At 39.1% G+C, this 24,918-nt stretch carries 21 protein-coding genes and 3 pseudogenes; 3 read left to right on the top strand and 21 right to left on the bottom strand.

Features of this window, described 5'->3' with window-relative positions:
• Positions 1-12: 12 nt before the first annotated feature.
• The 12 genes from DSZ37_RS09305 to DSZ37_RS09360 all read right to left on the bottom strand — a co-directional run bounded on the left by DSZ37_RS09305 (position 13) and on the right by DSZ37_RS09360 (position 10,790).
• Positions 13-2,724 (bottom strand): ABC transporter permease, encoded by a 2,712-nt coding sequence (locus DSZ37_RS09305; protein ID WP_109726637.1) that lies wholly within the window; start codon positions 2,722-2,724, stop codon positions 13-15.
• A complete protein-coding gene (locus DSZ37_RS09310) occupies positions 2,724-3,425 on the bottom strand; it encodes an ABC transporter ATP-binding protein (RefSeq protein WP_109726638.1) in 702 nt (233 codons plus the stop codon). The genes DSZ37_RS09305 and DSZ37_RS09310 overlap by 1 nt, the downstream gene beginning before the upstream one ends.
• 72 nt (positions 3,426-3,497) lie before the next feature.
• Positions 3,498-4,106 (bottom strand): TetR/AcrR family transcriptional regulator, encoded by a 609-nt coding sequence (locus tag DSZ37_RS09315; RefSeq protein ID WP_109726639.1) that lies wholly within the window; start codon positions 4,104-4,106, stop codon positions 3,498-3,500.
• A gap of 216 nt (positions 4,107-4,322) precedes the next feature.
• Positions 4,323-5,066, bottom strand: coding sequence for an alpha/beta fold hydrolase (locus tag DSZ37_RS09320; protein WP_109726640.1), 744 nt, complete (start codon positions 5,064-5,066; stop codon positions 4,323-4,325).
• A gap of 24 nt (positions 5,067-5,090) precedes the next feature.
• Entirely contained in the window at positions 5,091-5,402 is a 312-nt protein-coding gene (locus tag DSZ37_RS09325; RefSeq protein WP_347504525.1) for a class I SAM-dependent methyltransferase, read from the bottom strand.
• A 48-nt stretch (positions 5,403-5,450) separates the two neighbouring features.
• A complete protein-coding gene (locus tag DSZ37_RS09330; RefSeq protein WP_109726641.1) occupies positions 5,451-6,047 on the bottom strand; it encodes a class I SAM-dependent methyltransferase in 597 nt (198 codons plus the stop codon).
• 37 nt (positions 6,048-6,084) lie between these two features.
• The gene (locus DSZ37_RS09335; RefSeq protein WP_109726642.1) at positions 6,085-7,257 is read right to left on the bottom strand and encodes an alpha/beta hydrolase; all 1,173 of its coding nucleotides are present in this window, start codon (positions 7,255-7,257) and stop codon (positions 6,085-6,087) included.
• An 18-nt stretch (positions 7,258-7,275) separates the two neighbouring features.
• Entirely contained in the window at positions 7,276-7,926 is a 651-nt protein-coding gene (locus DSZ37_RS09340; RefSeq protein WP_109726643.1) for a DUF6796 family protein, read from the bottom strand.
• Positions 7,927-7,937: 11 nt separating this feature from the next.
• Positions 7,938-8,552, bottom strand: coding sequence for a DUF6796 family protein (locus DSZ37_RS09345; protein ID WP_109726644.1), 615 nt, complete (start codon positions 8,550-8,552; stop codon positions 7,938-7,940).
• A gap of 56 nt (positions 8,553-8,608) precedes the next feature.
• Complete coding sequence (locus DSZ37_RS09350) at positions 8,609-9,085, bottom strand: hypothetical protein (RefSeq protein WP_109726645.1); 477 nt, start codon at positions 9,083-9,085, stop codon at positions 8,609-8,611.
• 10 nt (positions 9,086-9,095) lie between these two features.
• Positions 9,096-10,127: a DMT family transporter gene (locus tag DSZ37_RS09355; RefSeq protein WP_207655910.1), complete on the bottom strand. Its 1,032-nt coding sequence runs from the start codon at positions 10,125-10,127 to the stop codon at positions 9,096-9,098.
• A gap of 15 nt (positions 10,128-10,142) precedes the next feature.
• Positions 10,143-10,790, bottom strand: coding sequence for a DUF6796 family protein (locus DSZ37_RS09360; RefSeq protein ID WP_109726647.1), 648 nt, complete (start codon positions 10,788-10,790; stop codon positions 10,143-10,145).
• Positions 10,791-11,476: 686 nt separating this feature from the next.
• Between DSZ37_RS09360 and DSZ37_RS09370 the strand changes: the two genes are divergently transcribed.
• The gene (locus tag DSZ37_RS09370; RefSeq protein ID WP_109726649.1) at positions 11,477-11,788 is read left to right on the top strand and encodes a hypothetical protein; all 312 of its coding nucleotides are present in this window, start codon (positions 11,477-11,479) and stop codon (positions 11,786-11,788) included.
• A gap of 769 nt (positions 11,789-12,557) precedes the next feature.
• Here the strand turns inward: DSZ37_RS09370 and DSZ37_RS09375 are convergent.
• Complete coding sequence (locus DSZ37_RS09375) at positions 12,558-13,508, bottom strand: hypothetical protein (protein ID WP_109726650.1); 951 nt, start codon at positions 13,506-13,508, stop codon at positions 12,558-12,560.
• A 32-nt stretch (positions 13,509-13,540) separates the two neighbouring features.
• Positions 13,541-14,098 (bottom strand): hypothetical protein, encoded by a 558-nt coding sequence (locus DSZ37_RS09380; protein ID WP_109726651.1) that lies wholly within the window; start codon positions 14,096-14,098, stop codon positions 13,541-13,543.
• Between the two features lie 126 nt (positions 14,099-14,224).
• Between DSZ37_RS09380 and DSZ37_RS09385 the strand changes: the two genes are divergently transcribed.
• Positions 14,225-15,352, top strand: a complete 1,128-nt coding sequence (locus DSZ37_RS09385; protein ID WP_109726652.1) for an IS3 family transposase — start codon at positions 14,225-14,227, stop codon at positions 15,350-15,352.
• Positions 15,353-16,066: 714 nt separating this feature from the next.
• Here DSZ37_RS09385 and DSZ37_RS09390 read toward each other — a convergent pair.
• A complete protein-coding gene (locus DSZ37_RS09390) occupies positions 16,067-19,201 on the bottom strand; it encodes a pentapeptide repeat-containing protein (protein WP_109726653.1) in 3,135 nt (1,044 codons plus the stop codon).
• A gap of 375 nt (positions 19,202-19,576) precedes the next feature.
• Between DSZ37_RS09390 and DSZ37_RS17985 the strand changes: the two are divergent.
• Positions 19,577-19,762, top strand: a pseudogene (locus DSZ37_RS17985) (hypothetical protein); the annotation flags it as partial.
• Here the strand turns inward: DSZ37_RS17985 and DSZ37_RS09400 are convergent.
• The 6 genes and pseudogenes from DSZ37_RS09400 to DSZ37_RS09430 all read right to left on the bottom strand — a co-directional run bounded on the left by DSZ37_RS09400 (position 19,763) and on the right by DSZ37_RS09430 (position 24,895).
• Positions 19,763-22,453, bottom strand: a complete 2,691-nt coding sequence (locus DSZ37_RS09400; protein ID WP_109726654.1) for a P-loop NTPase fold protein — start codon at positions 22,451-22,453, stop codon at positions 19,763-19,765.
• Positions 22,454-22,473: 20 nt separating this feature from the next.
• Positions 22,474-23,364: pseudogene (gene tnpC / locus DSZ37_RS09410) on the bottom strand (IS66 family transposase).
• A 9-nt stretch (positions 23,365-23,373) separates the two neighbouring features.
• Positions 23,374-23,508, bottom strand: coding sequence for a hypothetical protein (locus DSZ37_RS18120; protein WP_278298548.1), 135 nt, complete (start codon positions 23,506-23,508; stop codon positions 23,374-23,376).
• Between the two features lie 433 nt (positions 23,509-23,941).
• Positions 23,942-24,172 (bottom strand): hypothetical protein, encoded by a 231-nt coding sequence (locus DSZ37_RS09415; protein ID WP_109726656.1) that lies wholly within the window; start codon positions 24,170-24,172, stop codon positions 23,942-23,944.
• Positions 24,165-24,677 (bottom strand): annotated as a pseudogene (locus DSZ37_RS09420) (DUF3990 domain-containing protein). Before DSZ37_RS09420 ends, DSZ37_RS09415 begins: the two are co-directional and overlap by 8 nt.
• Positions 24,677-24,895: a DUF3791 domain-containing protein gene (locus tag DSZ37_RS09430; protein WP_075424075.1), complete on the bottom strand. Its 219-nt coding sequence runs from the start codon at positions 24,893-24,895 to the stop codon at positions 24,677-24,679. Before DSZ37_RS09430 ends, DSZ37_RS09420 begins: the two are co-directional and overlap by 1 nt.
• Positions 24,896-24,918: the final 23 nt, after the last annotated feature.

The raw sequence follows: 24,918 nt of genomic DNA on the forward strand, positions 1-24,918 counted from the left end.
TCTTTTCCATATTTATTCTCTGTTTTTTAGTATCTCCGCAGGGGATATTTTCCTGATCTTTCTTATAAGCAGGCTGTTGATGACTGTGTAAACAAGAATGATAGCAAAGTATATTATTACATACAGATACCACGGAAAAGAAAGTTTCATAGCACAGGCAACATTCGGGATAAAGCTCGGGAATATCATATCCATAGCCTTTTTTGCGAGAGGCACGGCAATTGCTGCTCCTACTGCAACTACAAAAAGATTTCCGTTCAAATACAGCGACCGTATCTCCTTCGGACGATAGCCGAATATTTTGATAAGCGATATGCCCATTGCTGACCTGTCTATCATGACCCCCAGCATAAGATACATCACTACGCAGAATACCACTGTTCCTGCGGCGATCAATGTTACCACAAGTGAGAACATCAGCTTTACAAATACGCTTGCACTTCTCTCTACGTCTTCCTTTGTTGTGACCGAGTACAGTCTGCCCTCGTCAATATCCAGCCTCTTATCTGAGTAAACTGTATTGAAGTAGTCCTCGTCCTTCCCGAAAAGCTCACGCATACTTCCAATGTCCATGAATATCGTAAAGCCAACGGAATATTCGCTGATACCGGTCACAGTAAAGCTGTGATCTGCGTCTGCTGCGGAGTTGCTGAACACAACTCTGTCGCCCACTTTGTAGCCGTAACGCTCCACCAGTGAAGAATTGATAACAGCCTTTGTCTTGCCTTTTTCGGGTCTGGCATCGAAATATTTGCTTTTACCGTCAATGCCGATAACAGTCACATCAAGTGTATATCCCATACAGTCTGTACTGAGAGTTTCGATATATGCAGCCTCTCCGCCTTCGGGGACTGTTTTCTCGGGATATTTGTACAGATACTGGTATCCGTACTTTGTGTCGCTGACAGTATAGTCCCTGACATTGCTGCACATCACATAGCAGTCAAGTCCCAGCATAACGACCATTATCGCAACAAGCATCCCGCAGATCATCGTCACCGCAGAACGTGATTCCCTGACTAACTGACGAATAGCAAACAGTCTTGGGAAGCTCTTTGTTTTAAGTGTGAACTGCTTGTAACTGCCTACTGACTGCTCGTTCTTCATAAGAGAAAGAGCTGTCCTTGAGAGCTTTTTGTTGATCACAAAAGCGTTTACAGCAGCACATATCGCAGGCGGAAGGATCACCGCATAAGCGATAAGATAAGGCGGATATACCGTTTTGAATTCGGGGATAGAGAAATAGCTGTACGAATCCTGAGCCTGTGTGCTGACTCCCAGCGGTGAAAATCCAAGAGCTGCTCCAATCACGCCTGCTATAAAAGCGATAAGGGTAGGCATTGTGATATAGTGAAGCATAAGGTTTTTCTTCTTTACGCCCAGTGCATACAAAGCTCCGATAACGCTCTGTTCCTGCTCTATCTGATGAACTACGAATACTGATATAACATAGGCAAACAGTGCAAGAACGATAACGCCTGCGATAAGACCTGCATTCTTATCCATTACCATATCTCCTGCCGCACCTTCAATACGGATATTATCCTCCGCAGTAACAAATGAAGTCAGGTTTTCGATATCTACATCAAATATTTCGTCAAGAAGCCTGTCTGTTTTGTCTTTGAATTCCTTAACGCCGTCAGAAAGCTCCTCAGAGCCCTCAGCCGCAGAATCCGCTCCCCCTGTATATTCGGATATCCCATTCCTGAATTCGGATATATCATCAAGACTCTTCATCAGAGCAGAAAGCTGTTCCGAATGTGTGGCGGCAGTCAGCTTTTCAAGAGTGTCGTGATAGTTCTCCTCGGTCAGAACGATATTCTGTCCCGTTGCTGCAAGCGATGTATTCGCCTGAGCGAGATACCCCTCAAACAGCTTATCTGCCGCATCACGCAGTTCCGAACTATGACTGCTGAGTTTTTTAAGTCCTTCGGAAAGCTCCATTGCTCCATCATTGAGCTTGCTTACTCCGTTTTCTATCTCATTGCGTTCATCAAGTATTTCTTCGATCGTTTCACGGAAATACTTATCCTTGACCGATTCCGGAGTTATCTTTATGTCCCTTATCTTTTCCTTTAGTTCATCATTTGAAGTATTTCCCAGACGGTAGGCATAGGTGTATTCCTCCGCATTGAGTCCGTCTGCCGATCTCAGTTCATCATATTGCTCAGCGGTTGTGAACAACAGTCCGAAAGAGCTCCTTTCAACGGCAGTATCACTGAAATTGGCAATACACATATCGTAATCGGGGACAGAGCCTATACCGGTGACAGTAAAGCTTGTTCCGCCTGCTATGACCGTATCACCGATATGGATATTATGTGCGGAGGCGTATCCCTTTTCAATGACAGCTTCGCCGTTTTTTGCAGCAAGCTCTCCTTCGTCAAGCTGTATGAGGTCGATGATCTCTCTGTTCCTGAACATACGGAGAGTTTCATTATCTTTTGTTTTAAGGTCAAGAGAGAACATCGGCTCTATCTGCGTCCCGTCAGCTGTCAGCTCGGATATATCCTCATCAGAAAGCGGCACAAATACCGTAAACTGACCGTCCTCCACCATATTCACCGACTTGTGGTTTTCAGTTCCCCGAATTATCATTTCCGCAGAACCGACTATCGAAACTACAAGAAATATCCCCATCACTATAAGGAGGAGCAGTGCGGCATATCTTCCGAAATTCGTTCTGAGATCACGCAGAAGCCGTTTGCTGAGTATCTTATTCATTATAAGTCCTCCAGTTCTGCGGCAGGAACTCTCTTTTCATTCTCATATTCTTTTTTCACAAGTCCGTCCTTTATGATAATGACCTTATGCACCATATTCTTTATGGAATTATTGTGAGTAACTATCAGCATTGTAGTACCGTATTTTTCATTTATTTTCTCAAGAAGAACAAGTATATCACGGCTGGTTTTTGAATCCAGCGCACCTGTGGGCTCATCGCACAGAAGCAGCTTGGGATTCTTTACAAGAGCTCTTGCAATAGCACATCTCTGCTGTTGTCCGCCCGAAAGCTGTGCAGGGAATTTATTCTGATGCTCTGTAAGTCCGAGAGTTTCGAGAAGCTCATCTATGTCAAGAGGCTTTTCAGCTATATACCGGCATATCTGTATATTCTCCCTGACAGTGAGATTTGGTACAAGATTATAGAACTGAAAGATAAATCCAAGGTTATCACGCCGATAATCCGAAAGCTGTGCAGGCTTCATCCCGAATATCTCGGTCCCATCAACTTTTATCGAACCCGAATCCATAGTATCAAGTCCGCCGATACAGTTAAGGAGCGTGGATTTTCCCGAGCCGCTTGTGCCTTGGATGACGCACATCTGTCCTCTTTCAAGTCCCGTGGAAACCCCTTTCAGCACCTGAATGTAGCTTGTATCCTTACCATAGCTTTTCTTAACGTCTTTCACCTGAAGATACATTTATATCCCTCCAATTGTAAGTATTCGCTAACACATTATCAAAAGCAAAGGGAGTTCCCTCCCTGCTTTATACTATTCAATAACATATTTCAGCCATGTTTCAACGAGCATATCCATGACCGGTTTTATCGCCTTGACAGCACTTTCCTTATCCTCAACGTGCGTCAGAAGATGCACAAATGCGTTTATCTGCACGTGAGAAAACCAGTGCAGCATATATTCATTCACACATTTATCCGGAAACGCCGCAAGATAATAATTTGCAAGAGCCATATTATGCTTCTCTATCATCTCCACAAAACGGTCGATGATCCCTTCATACCGTGAGCCTGATGACTTCTCAAGCAGGATAAGCATAGCATCACGGTCGGCGTATAATGCTGATATCATCATCTCGGCAAACTCATCATGGTCGCCTGAGGTGTGCTGAAAATCAGCAATATCTGTTTCCATATCCTCTGAAAAGTGCTGTTCTATTGCTGTAATAATACGTTGCAGCGGTTCATCGACAACTGCGCCGAATAGTCCGTTTTTGTCCTTGAAAAAGAAGTATATTGCTCCTGTTGTCAGGCCTGCCGCGGAGCAGATCGCCCGCAGAGAAGCCTTTTCAAAGCCTTTTTCCATAAACTCTTTTTTTGCACATATAATGAGCTTTTCACGGCTTTCATTTTCATTATCCATAGATCCACCTCACAAGATAACATTGTTACGTAACAATGTTATCTTACCACATATCCATTGTTTTGTCAACCACTTTTTCAGACTTTTCAAAAAAAGTAAAACGAATGATGCTGACATAAAAAAGCGCCGGAAAGCACTTCCTGCTTCCCGACGCTCTGTTACTGTTAGGTATATATCATTCCATGCACTTCAGCGCTTCTGCCGTATCAATGTGCCTTATCCTTCAATGATCTTCTGTAAACTGCGGACATAATCATAGTTTTCCTTCATCATGTATTCGCAGTGCTCATAGCCCTCACGCACAATGATATGGGCGTGAGGGTACAGCTTTTCCGCAAGAGGCTTGCTGGTCTTTGTGTAAAGCTCCTTATCGCCCCAGTCAAACCAGATACGCTTCTGCATATCCTCGGTAAGAAGAGGGGTATTCCCCACAACGCAGGCATTTCCGATGTTTCGGATACTGGTCTTGTTGAATTGCAGAAAGGTGTCCGCCATGTGCTCGGCAATGTCTCTGCCGTAGCGCTTTACAAAGTCGGATATACCCTTTTCTCTGTTTTTTGCGATCATATTCTTCTGCCAGACCAGAACAGGCGGAAAGATGTTCCGCATAACCAGTCCGAGCCTTGCAACAGGGGCGCCGTCAAGATAGACGTTCTCTATCTCAAGGTCAGTATAGTCCAGCATTTTCAGAGCAACTGCCGCTCCAAGCGACGCCCCGTAAAGCAGCTTGATCTTCATTCTTCCCGACTTCAACAAGTAGTCGTGGAGAGCCGCTGCCTCTGCACGGGCTGAGCGGAAGTCTCTCTTTTCGCTGCCATGATCTCCCATATCAGGAGCAATAACGCAATAGTCCCCAAGTTTTTGTCCAACAGCTTCATACATCTTTTCACCCGTTATCCCCATAGGATGAAGTATGATCACCGTTGGATCTGTATTGTTCCCATGTTTGTGAATGTACATATTTTCCTCCTCATTCCGGCTTTCTTACAACGCAGTGCAGGCAGCAGAAGCCACGTTTCTCAAAGCCTTTCGCTTGGCGACCTCTATCATTTTCGGTGTCAGGTCAATTCCCGTGTAGTGCTTCTCCGGGTACTTTTCGTGGAGCAGAGTCAGCATGGGACCTGTTCCGCAGCCGCAGTCCAGAAGGTCATTGAAAGGCTCCTTTTCAAGCTCCGCAAGCACATCGGGATAGTCCTTCTTGCACATATTATGGACCCCGGCATTGTCCGATTCATAGACCTCCGCCGCCTTTGTGAACTCGTTCATGGTCAGGTCCTTGTATTCCTTTGCAGTCATAAAAACATCTCCTATTGTTTGATTTTAAACTGTTAGAACTATGATACTTTATCTTTTATATCCCATTACTAAAAACAGGTTTTCCTTTTTATTTATTGATATATCAGAAAATCCTGCTGCTTTCAGCATATCAGCGATCTGCTCTGCCGTATATCTGGTCATGCAAGGAACTTTCTTTTCCCAATCCACATTCGGATCACCGTAATTATTTATGACCGCAAAGCAGCCGTCCTTTACCAGTGAACGGTAGATCTCACTGAACGCCTTTTCGGGCTTTTTCCAGAAGAAGACCGTTTCAAAAGCGGTGATAAGATCAATACTGTTATCCTTAAACGACAGCTTTTCAGCACTGCCTTTGATGACCTTTACCCGCTTGCCGATCTCGGCTTTGTTTACTTTCTGTGCCTTTTTTACGCTCTTATCGGATATGTCCAGACCTATGAACTTCGCCTTTGCACTCATTTCCAGCATTCGCCTGATGTTGTAACCGCCGCCGCATCCAAGGTCTGCGACCTTGCCGTTTCCGGGGATATTTATTCGCTCCAAAGCCCACTGTGCCATTGGCAGATGCTCCTTATCCATGCTGACAAGCATCATTCGGCCGAGAAATCCTTTGGGATTTCCGAAATTGTCTGTAAAACTCATATTTTTGCTCCTTTACTGAAATAATGCCTGCTTTTTATTAGGTACAGCACTCTATCCACTTTATTATAGAATCCAGCACAAGTTTGGAGTTGCCCACATTGCAGTGAGCGCCTGCGTCCTGTTTGTCAGTGAGAAGTCTCAGAGTCAGTGAACGGGCATTCTGAAGCATATCATATTCCTCATGGAACAGATACGGCATTATGAAATGATCCTTGTTTGCACCGATAATCAGCACGTCCTGATCTATCCTGTCAGCAATGCCTTTCAGTGTGAATTTGCGTATCTTCCGTACATAATCGCTGGGAGTCTTTGCGTCGTAAGCGTACATACCATGCAGGAGATTCCACTTGACGATCTCCTCCTTCTCCATCATTTTCGTGTACAGCTTATTCATAGCTGAGTCCATTCCCATACGAAACATGAAGTCTATGATATCACGCACAGGCTTCGGGTGATCGCAGATAACAACGTCGAAGAAATCGGGGAATATTGACCAGCCCACCACTCGCTTTATACGCTTGTCAAAAGCTGCCGCACGGGGTGCAAGGTATCCGCCGAGAGATGCACCAACTATGGTCACATCTTTCAGTTTGAAGAAATTCAGCACAGCTTTAGTCGGTCTTTCCCATTTATGTGTGAATTTCATATTCTGCAAGCGGAGAACTCCGCCCTGTCCGGGACCTTCATACAGATACACATCAAAACCATTTTCGGCAAGGTACAGCATCGGAAAGAAAAGCTCCTCGAAATAGCTGTCATTACCTCCGTGAAGCAGGATATTCCCCTTGCTTCTGCCATTTGTCTTTGTCACCATAACAGGCAGATATCCACCCTCATATGGCACTTCATATCGCTTTACGATGCCCTTGTCGAAGTAGTCGGAATAGTATTCATAAAACAGTTCACGAGCCTCCTCATAGCGCTGTTTTTTCTTCGGGTCGGTGTCATAGATGAAGAATTCCGACATTCGCAGATAAGCTATCTCGTTTTCCGTCCTGCCATCTGCGTGAGCCTTTTCCGCCAGTTTTTCCATAGCGTTTACCCAGTCTGAGCTTGTCCTTATGCTATGTGATACTGCCGCAACCTCATCTGCATCTCCGCCGTCCCACATAATGACACGGTTGAGCTGATAATTGAAGTTAGCATCGCTGTTCAGCTCATATGTACCTGTTTTGAAATTGATCTTCTGTGAAATATCGTATTTTTTCATTATTGTCTGCTCCTTTCGTCATATAAGGTTGAGTATCCCTATCAGTCCGAACATTGAAAGTCCGAAGCTGGGCATGATGATACCGGGAAGATCCTGAAACTTCACAGGATCGATTTTACGGCAGGTAATGCCGATCATCAGGAATACTATCGGATTCAGTATCACGCATATTTTCGGCACATCAAGCGCACCGTTCAGAATGGCGATAATTACCAGAACTGTCGGCACTAACAGCGAAATATAGCCGGTTGCAAATGTAGGTATTATCTGCTTGTACAGCTTTTCAAGAATGTCATCGGCAATTTGCAGACTGCCGTTTATCAGCGCCCCCTTGTAAATAAGTGCCTGTATGCACACAAAGGAATGAATGAAGATACCTGCCATTGAGCCGAAATATCCAAAGCCTATGGTCAGATAGCCAAGCAGCGAATGAGTTTCGGCGATCTGCATTCCGATAGAATAAAAGCCAAGTCCCACCATTGCGTCGCCGACAAGTGCAAGGGCTATGGAAAGTCCGAATCTCCAGTCTGCCATTTTTACCCAGTTGCTGTCGATATTCTTTGACGTGCCCAGCTTTTCGTTGCCCTTGCCTTTCAGGTCAAAAAGAACATCTCCTACACAGCAGAGCAGACCTCCGATAAGTCCTAAAATCGAGAAAACCAGATACATAAAAACTCCCTTCATATTATGAAAAATAGGGCAAGAAACATCAGCCCGTTGGCTATATTTCCGCTTCCTGCGATCTTAAACGGCGACAATACCAGAAAGAGCGGAAGTGTGTTGAAAGCGCACGTCCACCGTGGAAGTGAAGTCGTTCCCGTAACTACTGCGATGAAAAATGATACCGAGAAAAGCAGCAGTCCCAGATAACATATCACCATTGTTGCAGAGGTTTTGCGAAAGAATTCAAGCACCGCTTTCCGGGCTTCGTCAGTTCGTCCGAAACGTATGTAAAACCACTCCACAAGTCCGCATATCACATGATGAGGTATAACGCAGGTAGTGAATGCCACTGCGCCTGCCAGCATCAATGCCGAATAAACTCCCGAAAACTGCCGCATCCACTCACAAAGCGATAGAAAGCCGCAAAATGACATGATAAGCGCAAATATACCAAGCACTATGGATATCATCGGGCGTTTCAGCGGCATTCTTTTCATCAGTTCCGATAACTGAGTGTTGTCCTCCAGCATTTTCGCAGAGAATCTGCCGTCTGGTGTGTATGTGATGAGGCAGTCGCAGTACCAGCATAGCAGATGTCCGATAAATGCGGTAAGCAAGCATATTTTCAGCATAATTCACCTTCTTCGTACTTTTGATATAATTTCTTTCATCTCAGTAGTGCTCCGATTCATGCAACGATAAGTCCGGTCAGCGGACACACCAGTACAGGCCAGGCAAGACCGTGTTCGGGAACAGCCAGCTTCCACCAGCCTTTCCACTCCCAGTCAGGGTGATTTTCAGCGCCTTTGATGAGTCCCTTGTCCTTGACATATATTCGTGCAAGCACGTCGAGGAGGAAAAAGTCACCTAAGTTCACGAACATCATCTCGGTGTAGCCAGTCCAGAACATAGCCTTGAAACCGCTGACGCCTGCCATATGTGCGCTGACTGCCATATAAAGGAACATCAGCAGGTAAAGCGGTATGAGGACGAAGTACATTTTCACGACATCCGACTTCTCAACGAATGGGCTTGCCGCTTTCTTTAAACCTTTCGGAAACATCGTGCTGTATGCCTGTGGGAATACGAAGAAAAACATTCCCACAACTGCATTGAAAATAACGCACATGACGATACCGTCCAGAATAGTTCTTGAAATATCCATATTACTCTCCTTAATGTGCGTTCAGTAATTTCTCCAGTTCAGCTATACTGTGATTATGTCCGTGAGAATCAACACTGATGTAATGGTCATGGCCGTGGCTATGTGACACACTGTGAGTATGTGTAGTGCCGTCGTGAGTATGAGTAAATGTGTGGATATGCTCATGAGTGTGGTGCTGTGCAAGAGTATCAGCCGCCGCAAATACTGTTCCGACTATCATAACAAGAAGTGCGGCGATATAAGCGGCAGTCAGCTTCTCATGGAGCAGAACAAAAGACAGGAACGCTCCGATGAATGGTGCGACTGCATAGTAAGCGCTTGTTTTAGCAGCTCCCAGGTCTTTCTGCGCCCTGATATAAGTGAAGATGCTCAGTCCGTATGCAACAAATCCAAGCAGGAGCGCAGGCAGTATGTATCGGAAATCCGGCAGTTTTTCGCCAATTATCATCGCTACTATCACTGAGCCCGTTCCCGAGCATAGTCCCTTTATGGTCACGATCTGATAGGTACTCTTTTCAGAGATCTTTCTTGTGCAGTTGTTTTCGAGTCCCCAGCAGGAAGTTGCTCCGAGAACAAATAATGAACCGATTGAAAAGCTAAAACTCTCCCTGCCGCCGAAAGACAGGATAATGCTTGACAGCGTGATGAAGCCGATAGCAGTCCATAGCTTTCCGCTCACCTTTTCCTTAAATATCAGCAGAGCGATGAGAGTTGTGGCAACTATCTCAAAATTACCAAGAAGTGAAGCGTTGGCGGAAGTTCCCAGTTTTACACCGAGCATCAGAAGTATGGGAGCTATGGTGTCAAGCACTACCATGCCCACCGTGTACGGAAGGTCAGGCTTTGTAAGCCGTTCCGCAGGCTGTTCTATTTTATGATGAAACAGGTACATTATACCGACACCGATACCCGCACCGAGATACAGCAGTCCTGCCATAAATGTCGGGCTCACCTTATCCAGCAGCAGTTTTGAGCATGGCACGTTCAGTGCATAGAACACTGCCGCCGTAATTGCGTAAATAACAGCATTTTTGTTTTTCATAATTATTTCCTTTCATTAAATTCCTGCAACTATAAGCACAATTCCATAAAATGCGAAGCCTATACCCATTGCTCCGCCGACTTTGATGTTCAGCTTCCTTGCTATGAGCAGTATGGGCAGAGCACCGACGGGATTCAGCAATACGAACCACTTCGGCACTTCGAGAGCGCCGGTCAGTATCGCAATTATCATGATAACCGTTTCCACAAGAAACAGCACTATGCCGCTGACCGCAGACGGAATTTTCGGGTATCTGTCGATCTGATCCATTGCTTTCTGAGCAGTCTCAGCCGAAACTTCTTTTGATATGGCACGATAAACAACGGGCTTTATGCAGGCTGCAGCATGGAACAGAAGTCCCGTATATGCACCGATGAACGTGCAGATTTTCAGCAGTATCCCAAGAGTCGCATTCTTTTCTGAGATAAGTTCCGCAAGGAACCATGTAGTCAGGTATGTTCCCGGCTGCCCTATGCAGGAAAGCCAGAACGCCTTGTCAAAATGCCGAATACTGGTTTGAGTCCACCACGATGAGATGCGTCCTACAGCCTTTGAGTCCAGAGAGTCTTCTTTCCTGCCCGACCATGCAAGCGGTACATCTGCCTGAGCACAAAGGATCCCGCTGATAATACCGATCACAACAATTATAACGTAAATATTCATCGCTGTTCACCTACATTTTATTTCTGATGCTTTGATACTCAATGAATTTAAAGCATATATCCGTTAGAGCTTACTAACATATTATAGCACAGTTTATTCCGTTTTGCAAGATATTTCGTTATATTGTGCCCTTTCTTTTATGTACCTCAATAATTATTTCCGCTGTCTTTATAAAATCATCTATCGCATTCTGAGGAGACTGAATGATGATATCGCCTTCAAACTGAAATATCCATGCATAAAATGTCGGACTCACTTCATATATGTAACCATTATGCTTTAGTATCTTATCCTTTTTTTCGTTATATTCAAAATATTGAAACTGTATCTGCTTTTTATTAGAAATAGCGTAATTGATCATATCAGCAACATATATGCTGGAATCAGACACTTTACTGCCTGTTGGTGACTGAATCATTGGTTTTATTCGCTTTGCAGTATATACACTAACGTTTTTCAGAAGTTTTTCTATCAGTTCTGTTGTTTGCTTTTCAGTTAGCCTGCTTCAAACTCATCGAGCTTTGCGATAGCTGCTTCGTAAGCCTTAGAAGCGGCAGCGGCATCTTCATACTTATGTTCAAAGAAATGATACAAACCTACAAGCATCACTGACACCGGAAATTACTGAAAACATAAAATTTTTCATAAGCCAGAGAGCTGCGCTCGCTACACCTGAACAATTTAATATGATATATGGGCAAGGAACTGTAAATGAAACACCAACATCTACAGATGACCTTATCTTTGAATCAGGTCTTTTCAGAAAGCTCAACGCTCTGAATTATCAGCCAATGACCTGTGACGGATTGCCTGAATATCAGATACAGGATAAAGAAGGCATTGTTTTTGAGGTCAATTTTACTGAAGAAGAGATATGGAGAAGAAATCCAACCAACGGAAAACCAGAACCCGAAGAAGCTGATCTTACATCTGAAACGCTCAGTATACTCATATCACTGAGAGACAGAGGCGAGCTTAATCCATGCGCCTGGAACTAACAAACCAAAACAAAAGAAAGTAATATTTAATAATTAGAAAAAGCGGCAGGTTTTCCTGTCGCTTTTTATGGGCTCAAAAATTGCTCACAGCGGCTTTTGTTGCCCTCGGTGGTGCAGCTTCCCGACCTGCCACCGATGCCGTCAGAAACGGCTCACAAATCGCTGATAGGTTTTCTATCACTTGGTTTTCGAGGAAACAAAAAAGGACTCGATCCCAGTGCTTTCACATTTCGTGAAAACCACTAAAACCGAGTCCGAAACTTTGTATACTTTTTTTCGCCAACAAAATCGAGATTTGCCTGTATTTCGACCTTTGGAGGGGGCTGAATTCGCACTTTTAAGAGTTCAAATCCAGCCAGAGACCTAAAATGCCCCAATGTCATCTATGAAAATCGAAGTGAATTTTTCGAGATTTAGGTAGTAAAAAAGCCCGATATTTCAGGCTTTTTTGGGCATGTCATCAATTTTGTTATGCCAATTATGTCTGAGCATAACAAAATTGATGACATTCATTTATCCACGAAATATTATAATACGAATAATCGTTTCATTTGAAATATACTGAGTCTTTTTTATCATCGTTGTTTCGCGCTGCTAACAAAAGATATGTTTTTATTAAGTAATTGTAACGAGTGATATATTATCCGTGTCAGGATGATATTTCAGACCTATCGTAGTTCTGCGTATATTACCATTTACTGTTGGCAATTCAATACATACATCAAACATCAGATCACCATATTCGTTTCTATTGATGTTGTAAATATAGTTACCACAGCTTTTTTTGAATACCATTTCGGAAAAATTTCTTTTTTTTCTGATAGTCAAATCCAATCGTATGCAGTATTTTACCTTTCCCTTTTTCTTCGTCGTTGATATATCCCCATTTTCCTTCGGGGATATCCAATGCAAGTTTTTCCATGCTGTCAAATCGCGGAAACAGAGCATTGAAAGAAAAGCTAACATCTTCAGGATCAGGCAAAATAGTTTCAATTTTGTAACTAAGGAAAGTCCCATAATAATCTTCATTAATGCTCTTTAGCCTGAAACCATTTTCTTCAAAATGATATCCTTTTTGATTTATGTTTGTATTATCATCAAGATCTGAAGGATGTGAGCAAATAACAGTATTCTTATTTTTTACACAAAGATCTGATAGGATGTAGGAAAGATATGATTTGAATTTTGAATCTGTTCTCAGAAATGCATAGCCTGTAAAAGCCTTATACTCCTTCAATCCTCCTATAATAGATGACAGCTGTCCGTCAGTAATACTATTTATGTAAACTATAAAGTACTGATTACTGTACCTGAATATAGTTTCGTTGACAAGTTCAATTGATTCTTTCAGGTTTTGAAAAAGCATTTTTTGAGAATCCTTTACTTCACCCAATATATCAATATAATCACCGATCAATACACTATAAGTACTATCTTTATCCATAAGCGGAAGCAGCTTATCAAATACTTCATTTCCATAAAAATCTTCTTTTATTTGCATGGTATCAAATACAAGGCATACTTCATTATTTTCTTTTTTCTGATTTGGAATCAGAGCGCGTTTAAGCTCTGAATAATTTATGCCTTTCTTTTGAAGTTTGTCTAAGAGTTTAGAATGTTCATTGTTTATCATTCTATAAACTTCTTCGTCTGAAAGCTTAAAGACAGATTTTATAACCGGAAACATAACGTTTGTAGCAGTATTAATCGTATATATCATTTTTCTCCTTTATCCAAAACAGGTTTTTATTATCATATTTTATTATCAAAGTATGATCTCTCATTAACTCCACTGTAATAATCGCCGTTTTTGAACACAGTTACCAGCGGCTTATCTTTGTTGATAACGATAAACAAGCCGTATCTATATTTATAAGCGCCTATTTGCTTAGTTATTTCTTTAAGCTCATTTATATCCTCTTTTACTTCATGCTCATTATTTACATTCCAGTAAGTTTTGAACTCCATTACTAAGAGATTATCTTTAGTACCACGCTTATGCAATATTAAATCAGGTATTTTAAGATCTCCGTTAACACGCTTAGAAATGCTACCGTCTCTGTTATACTCAACATCGACTACATAATAACTGTAAGGTCTAAGATGTTCAAGAAAAGTCTGGAAATAGTAACCAAATCTGAATACGATAGCTCTTTCGTCAACATGGCTGCCAACTCCATTGTCTATAAGATAATTATCATTGCCATACAAGCACTCAAAAGCATAGATAATTCCTCTTTTCAGTTCGTAATCACATGACAGCATTTTGAATTCGTTATCTTTTATCCGAAGATTTTTGAAAGTATCCATACCCCTGCCCTCCTATATCATGCATTATAACATACTATCCGATTTATTGCAATATTGATTTTCCGATATGAATGTGTTATCCTAATGATATGTTTTAATGCTAATTCAAAGAAATGAGGTTTATAGATGAGTAAATATACGGAAAAAGATAAAAATGAAGTTATTATACGCTACGAATCAGGTCAAACAATAGCACTGATCTCAAAAGAGACAGGAATTTCACGAGGCACCATCTATTCATGGCTGAATCAGAGTAAGAAAGAAAAACTCAAGCCGATAAATATGCACACTTTCAATCTGATGAAGCAAAAATGTGAAAGACTAACTCAAATGGTAGAAATATTGAAAACCGCTCCATGCACAGTAAACTCTCCACGAATCGAAAAATATGAAGCTATCAAAGAGCTTTCATCTAAGTACAGCGTTTCATTACTATGTGAATCATTTGATGTTCCTAAAGGCAGCTACTTCAATTATCTGCTCAGGAACAAAAACGGAAACACCTTGGCAGCACAGAAAAGAGAAGAACTCAAGCCGATAATAGAGACGATATTCCATAACAACAATGAAATATTCGGCTCCGGTAAGATACACGCCATTCTAAAAGACCGCGGATACAAAGTCTCTAAAGAAACAGTTGCAGATATAATGCATGAAAATGGACTTTTTCCTATCCGAACAAGTTCAAAAAAGCTTTACCTTAAAGAACAGGCAAAGAAAAAGAATCTGCTCAACAGACAATTCAATGTAAACCGTCCAAACGAAGTATGGGTCGGCGATGTGACATATTACAATTTTAAGGAAAAGAATTATTATATCTGTGTGATTCTTGATCTATTTTCAAGAAAGATCATCAGTTGCAGAGTGTCTCTGCATAACAGCACCCAACTCATTTCATCAGCTTTTAAAGCCGCATACGCATCAAGAAACACTGACAAGCCGCTCATATTTCACAGCGATCAAGGTGCGAATTACACATCAAAAACATATCAGAAATTGCTCAGAGACTACAATGTGGAGCAATCATTTTCAAAAGCAGGCGTTCCATATGATAATTCAGTAGTTGAATCATTTTTCAAAAATATGAAAGCAGAAGAACTATATCGCACAAGATACCATTCTGAATTTGAATTCCGGAAAGCTGTCGATAAATATATCGAATTCTATAATACAAAGCGGCCTCATAACTATCTTAATAACAAAACTCCTGATGAGGCAGAAAACAATTATTACCAAAGGCATCAGTCTGACTGAACATTTAAACTAAATATAGCATTATACAGCCTTATACAATAGTTTTTACACAACACAACAGGTTCGCAAAAGAATCGTTTCAGCGTTTTGATTTCCAACTTTAGTGTTTTCGCAATATCTGTTCATTTTGAGAAACATAAAAAGCGGCTATTTATAGCTGCTTATAAAGCATTAAGGCTTCAAATCTCACACTAATGGTTCAGATTTGAAGCCTCTTTCATATGGTTGCGGCGGCTGGATTTGAACCAACGACCTTCGGGTTATGAGCTTCCTATTTTATGTTTTACCGAGAATCACCGAGTATCATATAATGCGTAAAATAGACATTTCTCATATATACTCAATGAAGCACCGCGAAGTGTTTTTGTCGCTGGTTGCTGCACGCGTTGCTGCACAACACTGAAATAACATTGTCTTGAAAACAAGGGAGCAATATTGTTTTAATAATCAAAATCCAATCCGGATTATATTTCTCTACAGCAATTATATCATTCAAAAGCAACATCGTCCTATCCAATAAGTTGTAACGTTATCATATCACATTTAACACCTTTTGTCAAGGCATTAATCGTATTAAACTGTATCTAAAATATTACCTTCCAACCTCCGTAAAAGAGGCTTATTATTTGTACAATATTGCTTTACAAATGTTAGAAACGCAATTTATCATATTTCTCGTTAACATAATATAAGTTCAAAAATATCAAACATTCTTTAATAATTTTTTTCATCAACAAATATCATCTTATCAGGATCAATTTCAAAGCTTTCTGGAAATTTCGTTTTAGAATTGTAACGTGTATTCTCAAATATAGCGCCTTCAAGGTCAGCATTACTAAGATTAGTACCACTAAGATTAGTACCACTAAGATTAGCAAAACTCAAATCAACACTGTTAAGATTAGCTTGGCTAAGATCAGCATCACTAAGATTAACAAAGCTAAGATTATCTTCACTAAGATTAACAAAGCTAAGATTAGTATCACTAAGATTAACAAAGCTAAGATTAGCATTGATAAGACAAGCTTTGATAAGATTAGCACCTCTAAGATTAGCACCGCTTAGATTAGCACCGCTTAGATTAGCATCACTAAGATTAACAAAGCTAAGATTAGCTTTGATAAGATTAGCATTACAAAGATTTGCATCACTAAGATTTGCATATCTAAGATCAGCATTGATAAGATTAGCTATGCTACAATCAGCATTACTAAGGTCAGCATTACTAAGATTAGTAACACTAAGATTAGCACCGCTAAGATTTGCTTTGCTAAGATCAGCATTACAAAGATTAGCACTGCTAAGAATAGCTTTAACAAGATCAGAACTACAAAGATTAGCACCGCTAAGATTTGCTTTGCTAAGATCAGCATTACAAAGATTAGCACCTCTAAGATTTACTTTGCTAAGATTAGCATCATTAAGATTTACATCGTTAAGATTTGCATATCTAAGATCAGCATATTCAAATGAGCAATTCTTAAGATTGCATCTATTCATTATGATATATTCCATATGTGAATTAATAAATACACTTTCTATTAGATTGGAATAATCCAACCGAGGAACAACTATATTTGCATTCGCTTTATTAAAATTGATGTCGATTCTTTCATTTTTTAATTTGGCTTCTTTGGGACTGATGTAATCATATATGTTTTTATCAGAAATAATTTCAAAATCGTCAAATTGTTGAGTATCTTCTGTTTTAAGATACATGATATGATTAAAAATCAGATTGGACAAATTCAGTTTTTCAATATGCAGAAATGGTTTCAGGTACTTAAACAGAAGCGTAAAAGAGTCGTTTCTATAATCTAAACCATTTAAAAACCATGTGAGATTTCTGAATGTTTCATCTATCATTTTGCTCTTTGTTTGATCTGCTAAATCTTGCAACAGATCAATATTATAGTTTATACATTTAAGATACTTTTCATCACAATTCACAGCACACTTCATCAGCTTTTCTCGCTTCATGCCTGATTCAAATTTCTCAAAGAATGCTTGCTTATCAAAATTCCCTTGAATAACAGGATCAGGATTAGCTATCATGTTAAAAACATTATTAAAAATATCAAACGGAATAAACTTATAGCAAAAGGCCTCGTAGATACAGCACCATACCTCATCGATGTCTTTTTCTTTATCTAATTCTTTAAAATAGTCTTCGTATATCTTAACTGCGATAAAATACTCTACAACAGTCTTATGTGCAAATTCAACCGCACCATCCCCTTTTTCAGATGTAAAATGAAAAACCGCAGGCAGTATATCAAGGATTTTACTGTCGAACTCTGAATTTTCAAGATTAACAAATGATTTTGCTTTTTTTATCATGTCAGCATTTGCAGTACTTATTTCATTAGAATTAAGGAATATTTGATAAGCTATCTCCTTAGTATACTGCCAGAGAAGAGCCTCCATTTCTTCATCCGTTTTATTAAGCTCAGCGAATCGACCGGACGTCATATACTCTCTCCTTACGATTTTATGAAATGCCTGATAATACACATCAGTAATGCTGTCCAGCTTAAAAACTTCAATATTTTCATGACAGCAAATATACAGTATGATCGGAGAACGAAACGCATCCTGTAGATTATCTTCCAAAGTTTCAAATTTATCTTTGAAGTCTGTTGTCCACTGTTTAATATTAGGATCATCATCGCGGCAGTTAAGATAGTTTTTACACCATAGGAAAAGTTGATCTTTTTCCCATTCGATCTGCCTGATTATGATACCTTCTTTTATTTCTTCGACTTTTTCAAAATATCCGTTATGTTCTCTTGAAGTAATGAGTATTTTTACGAAAATATTTTCAGGTATGGCTGTAGTAAGTTTTTTAAGAAAATCATGACCTTTAAAACCCTTGTTCTTTAATACGCATACTTCATCAAATCCGTCAAGAATAAGCACCTTATTATTATAGCAACTATCGTCATCGCAGCCATAAATCTTCTTTATCGAGCCCCATGGATCATCATGGTCTATCTTCTCTGTTTTCTTGTTCAGAACTATGGCATGAGCTATATTCTGGAAGAAGTTTTGGCTTATCAGTTTAGCAACAAGACTGCTTTTCCCTATTCCTGCCTTACCGAACAATAACAATACCTTAGCATCAGCCTCACTGTAGAATCTCGAAGTTTCGTCAGGCTTCTTTTCCCATACTCTCAACTGCTCATACAGACTGATATTAGAGTCTTTTATTATAGGATCAACATATACATCGCTAAGGAAGATTTTCGGGTTTCTTCCCTTATCAAGAAACAGTACATCGTTATATTTCTGAACAAAGATGTCATTATTATCATGAATTATGCTGGTTTCCTGCTGTTTTCCCTCTTCTAAAGCGGTTATCCTCTTCTCATGGTTTGCGGTGTTTTTTAACGCAGTTTTACCATAAGATTCGGAAGTTTCGATCATATCGATATTGTCTAAAATAACATCTATTATATCTTTGATGTAGGTTTTTATTTCAGCAGAATCGTCTTCAAAAAGCGAACATTCATTGTACTTATCATAAATAAGCTCTTCAAATTCTTTCCTCTTTACTGAAACATACTCAGAGATTTTGGTATAATTATCTGAAAATACTTTTTTCAAAGCATATGCTATTTTGTTTTGCCTATCTTCATCGATGCTTCCAGGTTTAGCTATTGTCATTATTTTGGGAATAATTATCTCTATTTTATATTTATTCCACTCTTCAACTGATTTGAAGAAATTCGCCGCTTGACCGACTATCGGAATAAATAATAATGCCTCAATCATAAAAGATTTAAAATTGTTTTTTTCTTTATCTGTTAAAGAATCATATTCCATTTTAAGCATTTTCTTTATACCCATAATATTCTCCACCTATTTTCTTTATATTGTAATATAATCCTTCATCTACTATATTTAATTAGTATTAGTAACAAGTTAAGCAAAATTGATCTACTCGATTATTATTTTTAGCAATAAAGAGGTTACTGTATAACAACTTATTTTTTCTGAATAATATTAGCAGTTCATTATTACTTATTATATCACATTGATGATAACATGTAAATACATAAAACAGAACCGCCTGAATAGGCGGTTCTGTTTTATGTATTATCCACTTGGATTGAGGCTGCATATTTATCCAATATTTTAAGGATTACATTTTGGGGCACGGAATATATCTTGCATTTATTAACTCATTACGAGATCCGTTGCCCAGCTTGGTAAGACTAACACAAGGGCGCTACAGTTATCATCTACAAGCCGACACTTGAAAATGGCAGCATATTCTTCGGTAGCTTAGTAGTAAACGATCTGAAGAAACTCAAGAAAAAGTGTGGCTGTATCGTAGCAAACCGTTATGATTCTGTCCTCGATGATGTTGAAGAACGGAAAAGGCGGCATTGCCGCCTTTATCATTAGTTATTCGTGTTGGTCAGAGTTTTGAGTATCAGGCTCTGTTTTTCTACTTATTTCTATGCTCCACATTAAATCAAAATAAATGCATCGTAATAGGAATGCATCATTACTATCGTATTTAGCGATATTAGTTATGATAGTGTTTAATAGCTCTAATATCTCTGATGTCTTAGCGCCTACATTGGTCTTTAAGAGCAGGTTCGCAATATTAAAAATCTCATTGCTGTTATCATAGTATTCTTTTTCAGAATTAATTGAGTCGCTGAGCCTTTTTAGCCGATCATAAAAACTGAGGCTGTTTTTTTCGTTTTCCGTATCATTTGCTTTCAGTTCAAAGATGAATTCTTCGATCTTTGCCAAAGCCTCCATTTCTCTAACCGCACGTTCTGATTTTTTTCGTATTATCTGTACATCTTCATATTCTGTCAGATCTCCATATTTTTTTTCTAATCTTTTATCACATATATCCAGCATCTTCAGCATTGCTTTTACCGAATCGTTTTTAGTGATTTCATGTCGCATATTTAATACCACAGATATTTTATCAGTTAGTATTTCCATATTTTCACGGACCTTTTTATCCAACATGATATCATCTGCGATGTGCCTCAGCTTATCCACAGTATTATTATGCGATTTGTAAATGAGATAATAATGCACATAAATTTGATTCAGTGCGGAGATAACATTAAGTTTTCTTTCGTTAAAGAGCATTTGGCAGGCATTGATATCTTTAATGCTGCTTATTTCTTTACAAAAGAATTCATAAAAGATCGTCATAGTAAAACTATTATTATAAAACCTGATATCAGGTGACAGACATGCCGAAAGAGCTTCATCAAAAGATATTCTTGTCTGATACTGTTCAAAAACTTTTCTGATGTATTTATCAAGATCAATTTCCCTGGAATATTGATATAATGTTTTAATATAATCTTTCAGATCAATTTTTCTGTCTAACAGTGATATTTTGTCAGAATTATCTATGTAATCGATATATCTGGCAAAGGTGGTATCATAAGGATCTATTATATTCTTGATCTTTTCTGAGTCTGATACGATCAATTCAGCAAATTCTCTTTTTTCTTCACTGAATCTTGCTCGTCCTAAAGAATTCCATTCATTTATTAATACATCACAGAATATGTTTTCTTGCGGTTTTATACTGATCATTTTTCTGAAGCTGTCACATTCCAGATAGGTATATGCTTCCGGATTAAAGCCATATAATAAAGAAATCAAGGTCAGTTGTTTATGATGCTCGATCTTTTTTAAATATTTATCGAGGCGTTCGCGTTCAACAGAACGTGATATTTCTGATAATACTTTGTTCAATATGACATAGTGTTCATAAGCCTTGATGAACTTTCTCGGATTAGAGAATTGCTGTTTCAGATCCCTAAGCTTTTTCTCTGCGTTTTTCAGATTGTCCGCATCCTCTTTTGTGTTTGTTTTATTTTTGATATAATCGACCTTGTTTTGGTAGAACTCAATTACCGAATTAATATTTTCTGAAAACTTATCATCACCAAAGTTATTGATTATTTCAGAATAATCAGCTGTATTTAAGGAAACAACTCTGTTGAAGAACTTGTCCAGGAATCCTTCGCCGAAATCATATATGGTTTTCATTTCTTTAAATTTGTGATAATCTACAAGGTAAAAGGAAATGCAGTTGCTCATTGTTGCTATCTCTTTGATGAAGAATAGGACTTCCACTGCTTTTTTGTCGCTGCAACGGTCGATATCATCCACGATTATGATTATTCTTTCATCCTTTACGACATCTTTGATAAGGTCTTTAAGATCATCTATGCTTTTTCTGTAATCGTTGTGAGAGTATAGCTTGTTTGTAACATAATTGGCTACAGAATCGTTCGATGCTAACTTCAGGAGAGAATTCACCAGCTCTTTATATTCGCTCCTGAAGCCGGAATAAGCACCTTTTTCATCCAGAATGTTTTTCAATGAACTGAAATAGTATTCAATAAGTGTACTTACACTTTCAAGCTCAAGAGCATTTATCCTTATCTCGGAATACGGTATTTCTTCCTTTTGGAGTTTGCTGAGTACAGCCTTAATGAAAGATGTTTTTCCACTGCCCCATTCTCCTGATATACATATAGAGTATCCTTCGCGTATATATTTGATGTCCTTGATAATGCTTATAACCAGCTCGCATTGACTTGTACGGTTTTTATATAATTGCGAGTAATCAACTATTGGATCATGACTTGAAGCAGGCAGAGTTGTTCTTTCATAATATTCAATATCAGTTCCGTTTTCCTTCTTAAAGAGCCGTTTAATCGGTGAACCGCTAATTGAGTTGGGGTTAATATATTTCTCTTTAAGGAAAGAAAAATATTCTCCCAATACCGTAGAGCAGTATAAACCGACTGAACTCAGATCAAACTTTATGTTTCCGTTGATACAGCGTAAAGCGATGACGACAGTTCCCGCAAATAGAGTCAGTCCGGACATCAATTTGAGATATTTTCCTCTTTTTTTATATGTAAGGCTACATAAAAATCCCAATATAAGTGCAATTGCCAGTAAAAACGAATAGCTTTCGATAGTCTCGGTAACTTCTAAGACTGGCCCCTTGTCCATTTTGATATTAAAAGAGGATAGAATAATTCCCAACAAGAATAATACTGTGATAACAATTATGTTTCTCGCCTTTTTTCTTCCCATATTTAAAACAACTCCTATTTCTATAATGCTGTGAAATATAGTAACAGCCAGTTCTTTCTGCTAACTGTAAAAGGTCTGATAGCATTTTCGGCTATGTTATTTGAGATAGCGCAGTTGCCATTCTCAAAATAATTACCGAGATATTCTCTGCGTTTAAATTCATATTCAAAAGCCTTTCCAAGCTGAGATTTCGCAAGTACTGTTGTGGATATTTTTTATGCCCATAACCAGAAAGCCTCAAACACTTCTCTTTCCTGTGTCAGACGCTTATTGTACCTTTCTTCACTTGTCAGGTTGATAAGCTCTGCTTCTATTGAAAACAGCTTGTCACAGAAGTCCCTGACTGTCCTAGCTATGCTGTCTTCGCTGTCAACGACAATGGCTTCGTGGAACTTTCGTCTCAGATGAGCCCAGCAATTGCAGTGTTTGACTTTCGTAAGCTTGTTGTAGCCTGCATATCCGTCTGTATGAAGGTATCCGCTGAAGTCTCCCAGAAACTTTTTGGCAACATCTCCTGATCTTGACTTGTTGTAATCATAGATCACTATCTGTCTTTCGGAATACTTGCCTGTGCGGTATACACACATATATTGCTTACTGTTGTCGGCAACATCTTTTTCCCTGAGGACTTTGACGTATGTTTCATCACAGCGCAGAACTTTCTCCTTCAGCATTTCTTCTTTCAGTCTTGTGACAAATCTGCTGAAATAATCTTCACTGCATCGTATCACCCAGTTCGCCATTGTTGTTCTGCTGAGCGTGTATCCGAGCCTCTCCCAGTCTTTTTCCTGACGATACAGCGGCACTGCATTCACATACTTCTGATACATCACCCATGATACTGTTGATGCTGATGCAAGTGAATGCGGAAGTACAGGTGCAGGCACAAATCCATGAAGGAATACAGGCATATTCGTTTTCTAAGGACAACTTTTCTTTTTTTCAAGGATATCAATTGCTTTTTCCAGTTTTGTTTGTTCAGCCTTGAGTTTTTTATTTTCGGCAATGAGTGCAGCGATAAATTCTGCATCTGTCATATTACCTTTTTCTATCACTGAACTCACCTCCGGAATCAATATCACTTTCAGATTATACCATAAAAAGCCCGAAAAGTCCAGTGATACCGAACTTTTCGGGACGTAGCTTCCTATTTTATATTTCACTGAGGATCACTAAGTGTCACACAATGCGTAAAATAGGCATTTTTCATATTTGTTCAATGGAGCATCGCGAAGCGTTTTTGTTACCAGTTGCTGCACAACGCCGAAAAAAATTGTCTTGAAAACACTGGAGCAATATTGTTTGAATAACGAAAACCTGATTTGTATTATATTACTCTACCGCAATTCTGTCATTCAAAAGCAATACTGTCCTCATCTTTAAATTGTAATGTTATTATATCACCTTTAATACCTTTTGTGATGATAAAACATTCCGATTCAAACTATATCGAGCTCACTACTTCAAATCTCCGTGAATGATGCTTTTTCAGATCTCTGTCTGAATAATTTTCCCAAAATTAAGTTCGTCCTGAAACAGCGTATACACATAATCTGAGCTTTCAAGATATAATCCCGTTTCAATGTCATTAAGCTTAGCAAATGTCTGAGATGAATAAAAAAGATTCATTGCTTCATCATAATCGATATTATGTTCTTTAACAATTCTTTCGATAATATCCTGTACGCAAAACTCCATTAGTTGATCTTGTTTAGTCATTTTCAACACCAACCTTTCTAAGCAACGCTATCGCCCTATCCGTATGAAAAGAGTACTGATTTGTTGTCTTACGAAAAGTCATTCCGTTTATAAGGTTCTCAAATGTTATTAGTTCATTCTGATACTGCCTGAATAGCATAGCCATGTCATCATTTGCAACAGGTCCAACAACAATATCGTATTTATTATCCAAATTACATTCAGAATTTGAATAGTCCGTAAAACTATGGCTACGATTATTCATAACAAATCTCGCCCACTCTTCTGAAGGAGTATCATCCAATTTGCGAATATTCAAACCATGTTCATTTAAAAAGCCATCGTTAATCTCATAAACATTGACTATAGGATTGCCTCCATAAATCTTTGCAACCCTCTTAGCCATTTATACTGCTTGGTCTTTGAGTTCAGTCAAATAAAATCCTCTGCCAAAATCCTTATATGGACGACACATCGCTAAACTGATACTTTTTATGTCAGTATTACTTCCATGATATAGCAGCATTATAATGTTCCTCCATTATTCCGGCAAATAATAAATAAATCATCAAGTGCATCATCAAGTGATAGAGTATGTTCTATTTCGTAATTTTCTTTCAGAAAAGCTATTGCTTTATATTTATACAGATACTGAAATGCATCCTGTTGTGACATATTATGTCTGTCAGCAAATTCGCTTACGCAAGCAACCGCGTAATTGATTTCTTTTCTTAGTTCTGTCATGATGATCCCCTCTTCATTTGTTA

Origin of the sequence: Ruminococcus flavefaciens (assembly GCF_900116855.1) — a bacterium.
In the GTDB taxonomy this organism is placed as follows: domain Bacteria; phylum Bacillota; class Clostridia; order Oscillospirales; family Ruminococcaceae; genus Ruminococcus; species Ruminococcus flavefaciens_R.

Excerpts from the sequence above, each read along its gene's own strand:
- DSZ37_RS09380 (WP_109726651.1), bottom strand. The coding sequence starts at position 14,098 with ATGGATACTTTCAAAAATCTTCGGATAAAAGATAACGAATTCAAAATG.
- DSZ37_RS09370 (WP_109726649.1), top strand. The coding sequence starts at position 11,477 with ATGATATATGGGCAAGGAACTGTAAATGAAACACCAACATCTACAGAT.
- DSZ37_RS09345 (WP_109726644.1), bottom strand. The coding sequence starts at position 8,552 with ATGCTGAAAATATGCTTGCTTACCGCATTTATCGGACATCTGCTATGC.
- DSZ37_RS09335 (WP_109726642.1), bottom strand. The coding sequence starts at position 7,257 with ATGAAAAAATACGATATTTCACAGAAGATCAATTTCAAAACAGGTACA.
- DSZ37_RS09375 (WP_109726650.1), bottom strand. The coding sequence starts at position 13,508 with ATGATATATACGATTAATACTGCTACAAACGTTATGTTTCCGGTTATA.
- DSZ37_RS09360 (WP_109726647.1), bottom strand. The coding sequence starts at position 10,790 with ATGAATATTTACGTTATAATTGTTGTGATCGGTATTATCAGCGGGATC.
- DSZ37_RS09350 (WP_109726645.1), bottom strand. The coding sequence starts at position 9,085 with ATGGATATTTCAAGAACTATTCTGGACGGTATCGTCATGTGCGTTATT.
- DSZ37_RS09325 (WP_347504525.1), bottom strand. The coding sequence starts at position 5,402 with ATGACTGCAAAGGAATACAAGGACCTGACCATGAACGAGTTCACAAAG.
- DSZ37_RS09390 (WP_109726653.1), bottom strand. The coding sequence starts at position 19,201 with ATGGGTATAAAGAAAATGCTTAAAATGGAATATGATTCTTTAACAGAT.
- DSZ37_RS09400 (WP_109726654.1), bottom strand. The coding sequence starts at position 22,453 with ATGGGAAGAAAAAAGGCGAGAAACATAATTGTTATCACAGTATTATTC.
- DSZ37_RS09355 (WP_207655910.1), bottom strand. The coding sequence starts at position 10,127 with ATGAAAAACAAAAATGCTGTTATTTACGCAATTACGGCGGCAGTGTTC.
- DSZ37_RS09340 (WP_109726643.1), bottom strand. The coding sequence starts at position 7,926 with ATGTATCTGGTTTTCTCGATTTTAGGACTTATCGGAGGTCTGCTCTGC.
- DSZ37_RS09330 (WP_109726641.1), bottom strand. The coding sequence starts at position 6,047 with ATGAGTTTTACAGACAATTTCGGAAATCCCAAAGGATTTCTCGGCCGA.
- DSZ37_RS09430 (WP_075424075.1), bottom strand. The coding sequence starts at position 24,895 with ATGACAGAACTAAGAAAAGAAATCAATTACGCGGTTGCTTGCGTAAGC.
- DSZ37_RS09315 (WP_109726639.1), bottom strand. The coding sequence starts at position 4,106 with ATGGATAATGAAAATGAAAGCCGTGAAAAGCTCATTATATGTGCAAAA.
- DSZ37_RS09310 (WP_109726638.1), bottom strand. The coding sequence starts at position 3,425 with ATGTATCTTCAGGTGAAAGACGTTAAGAAAAGCTATGGTAAGGATACA.
- DSZ37_RS09305 (WP_109726637.1), bottom strand. The coding sequence starts at position 2,724 with ATGAATAAGATACTCAGCAAACGGCTTCTGCGTGATCTCAGAACGAAT.
- DSZ37_RS09385 (WP_109726652.1), top strand. The coding sequence starts at position 14,225 with ATGAGTAAATATACGGAAAAAGATAAAAATGAAGTTATTATACGCTAC.
- DSZ37_RS09320 (WP_109726640.1), bottom strand. The coding sequence starts at position 5,066 with ATGTACATTCACAAACATGGGAACAATACAGATCCAACGGTGATCATA.
- DSZ37_RS09415 (WP_109726656.1), bottom strand. The coding sequence starts at position 24,172 with ATGACTAAACAAGATCAACTAATGGAGTTTTGCGTACAGGATATTATC.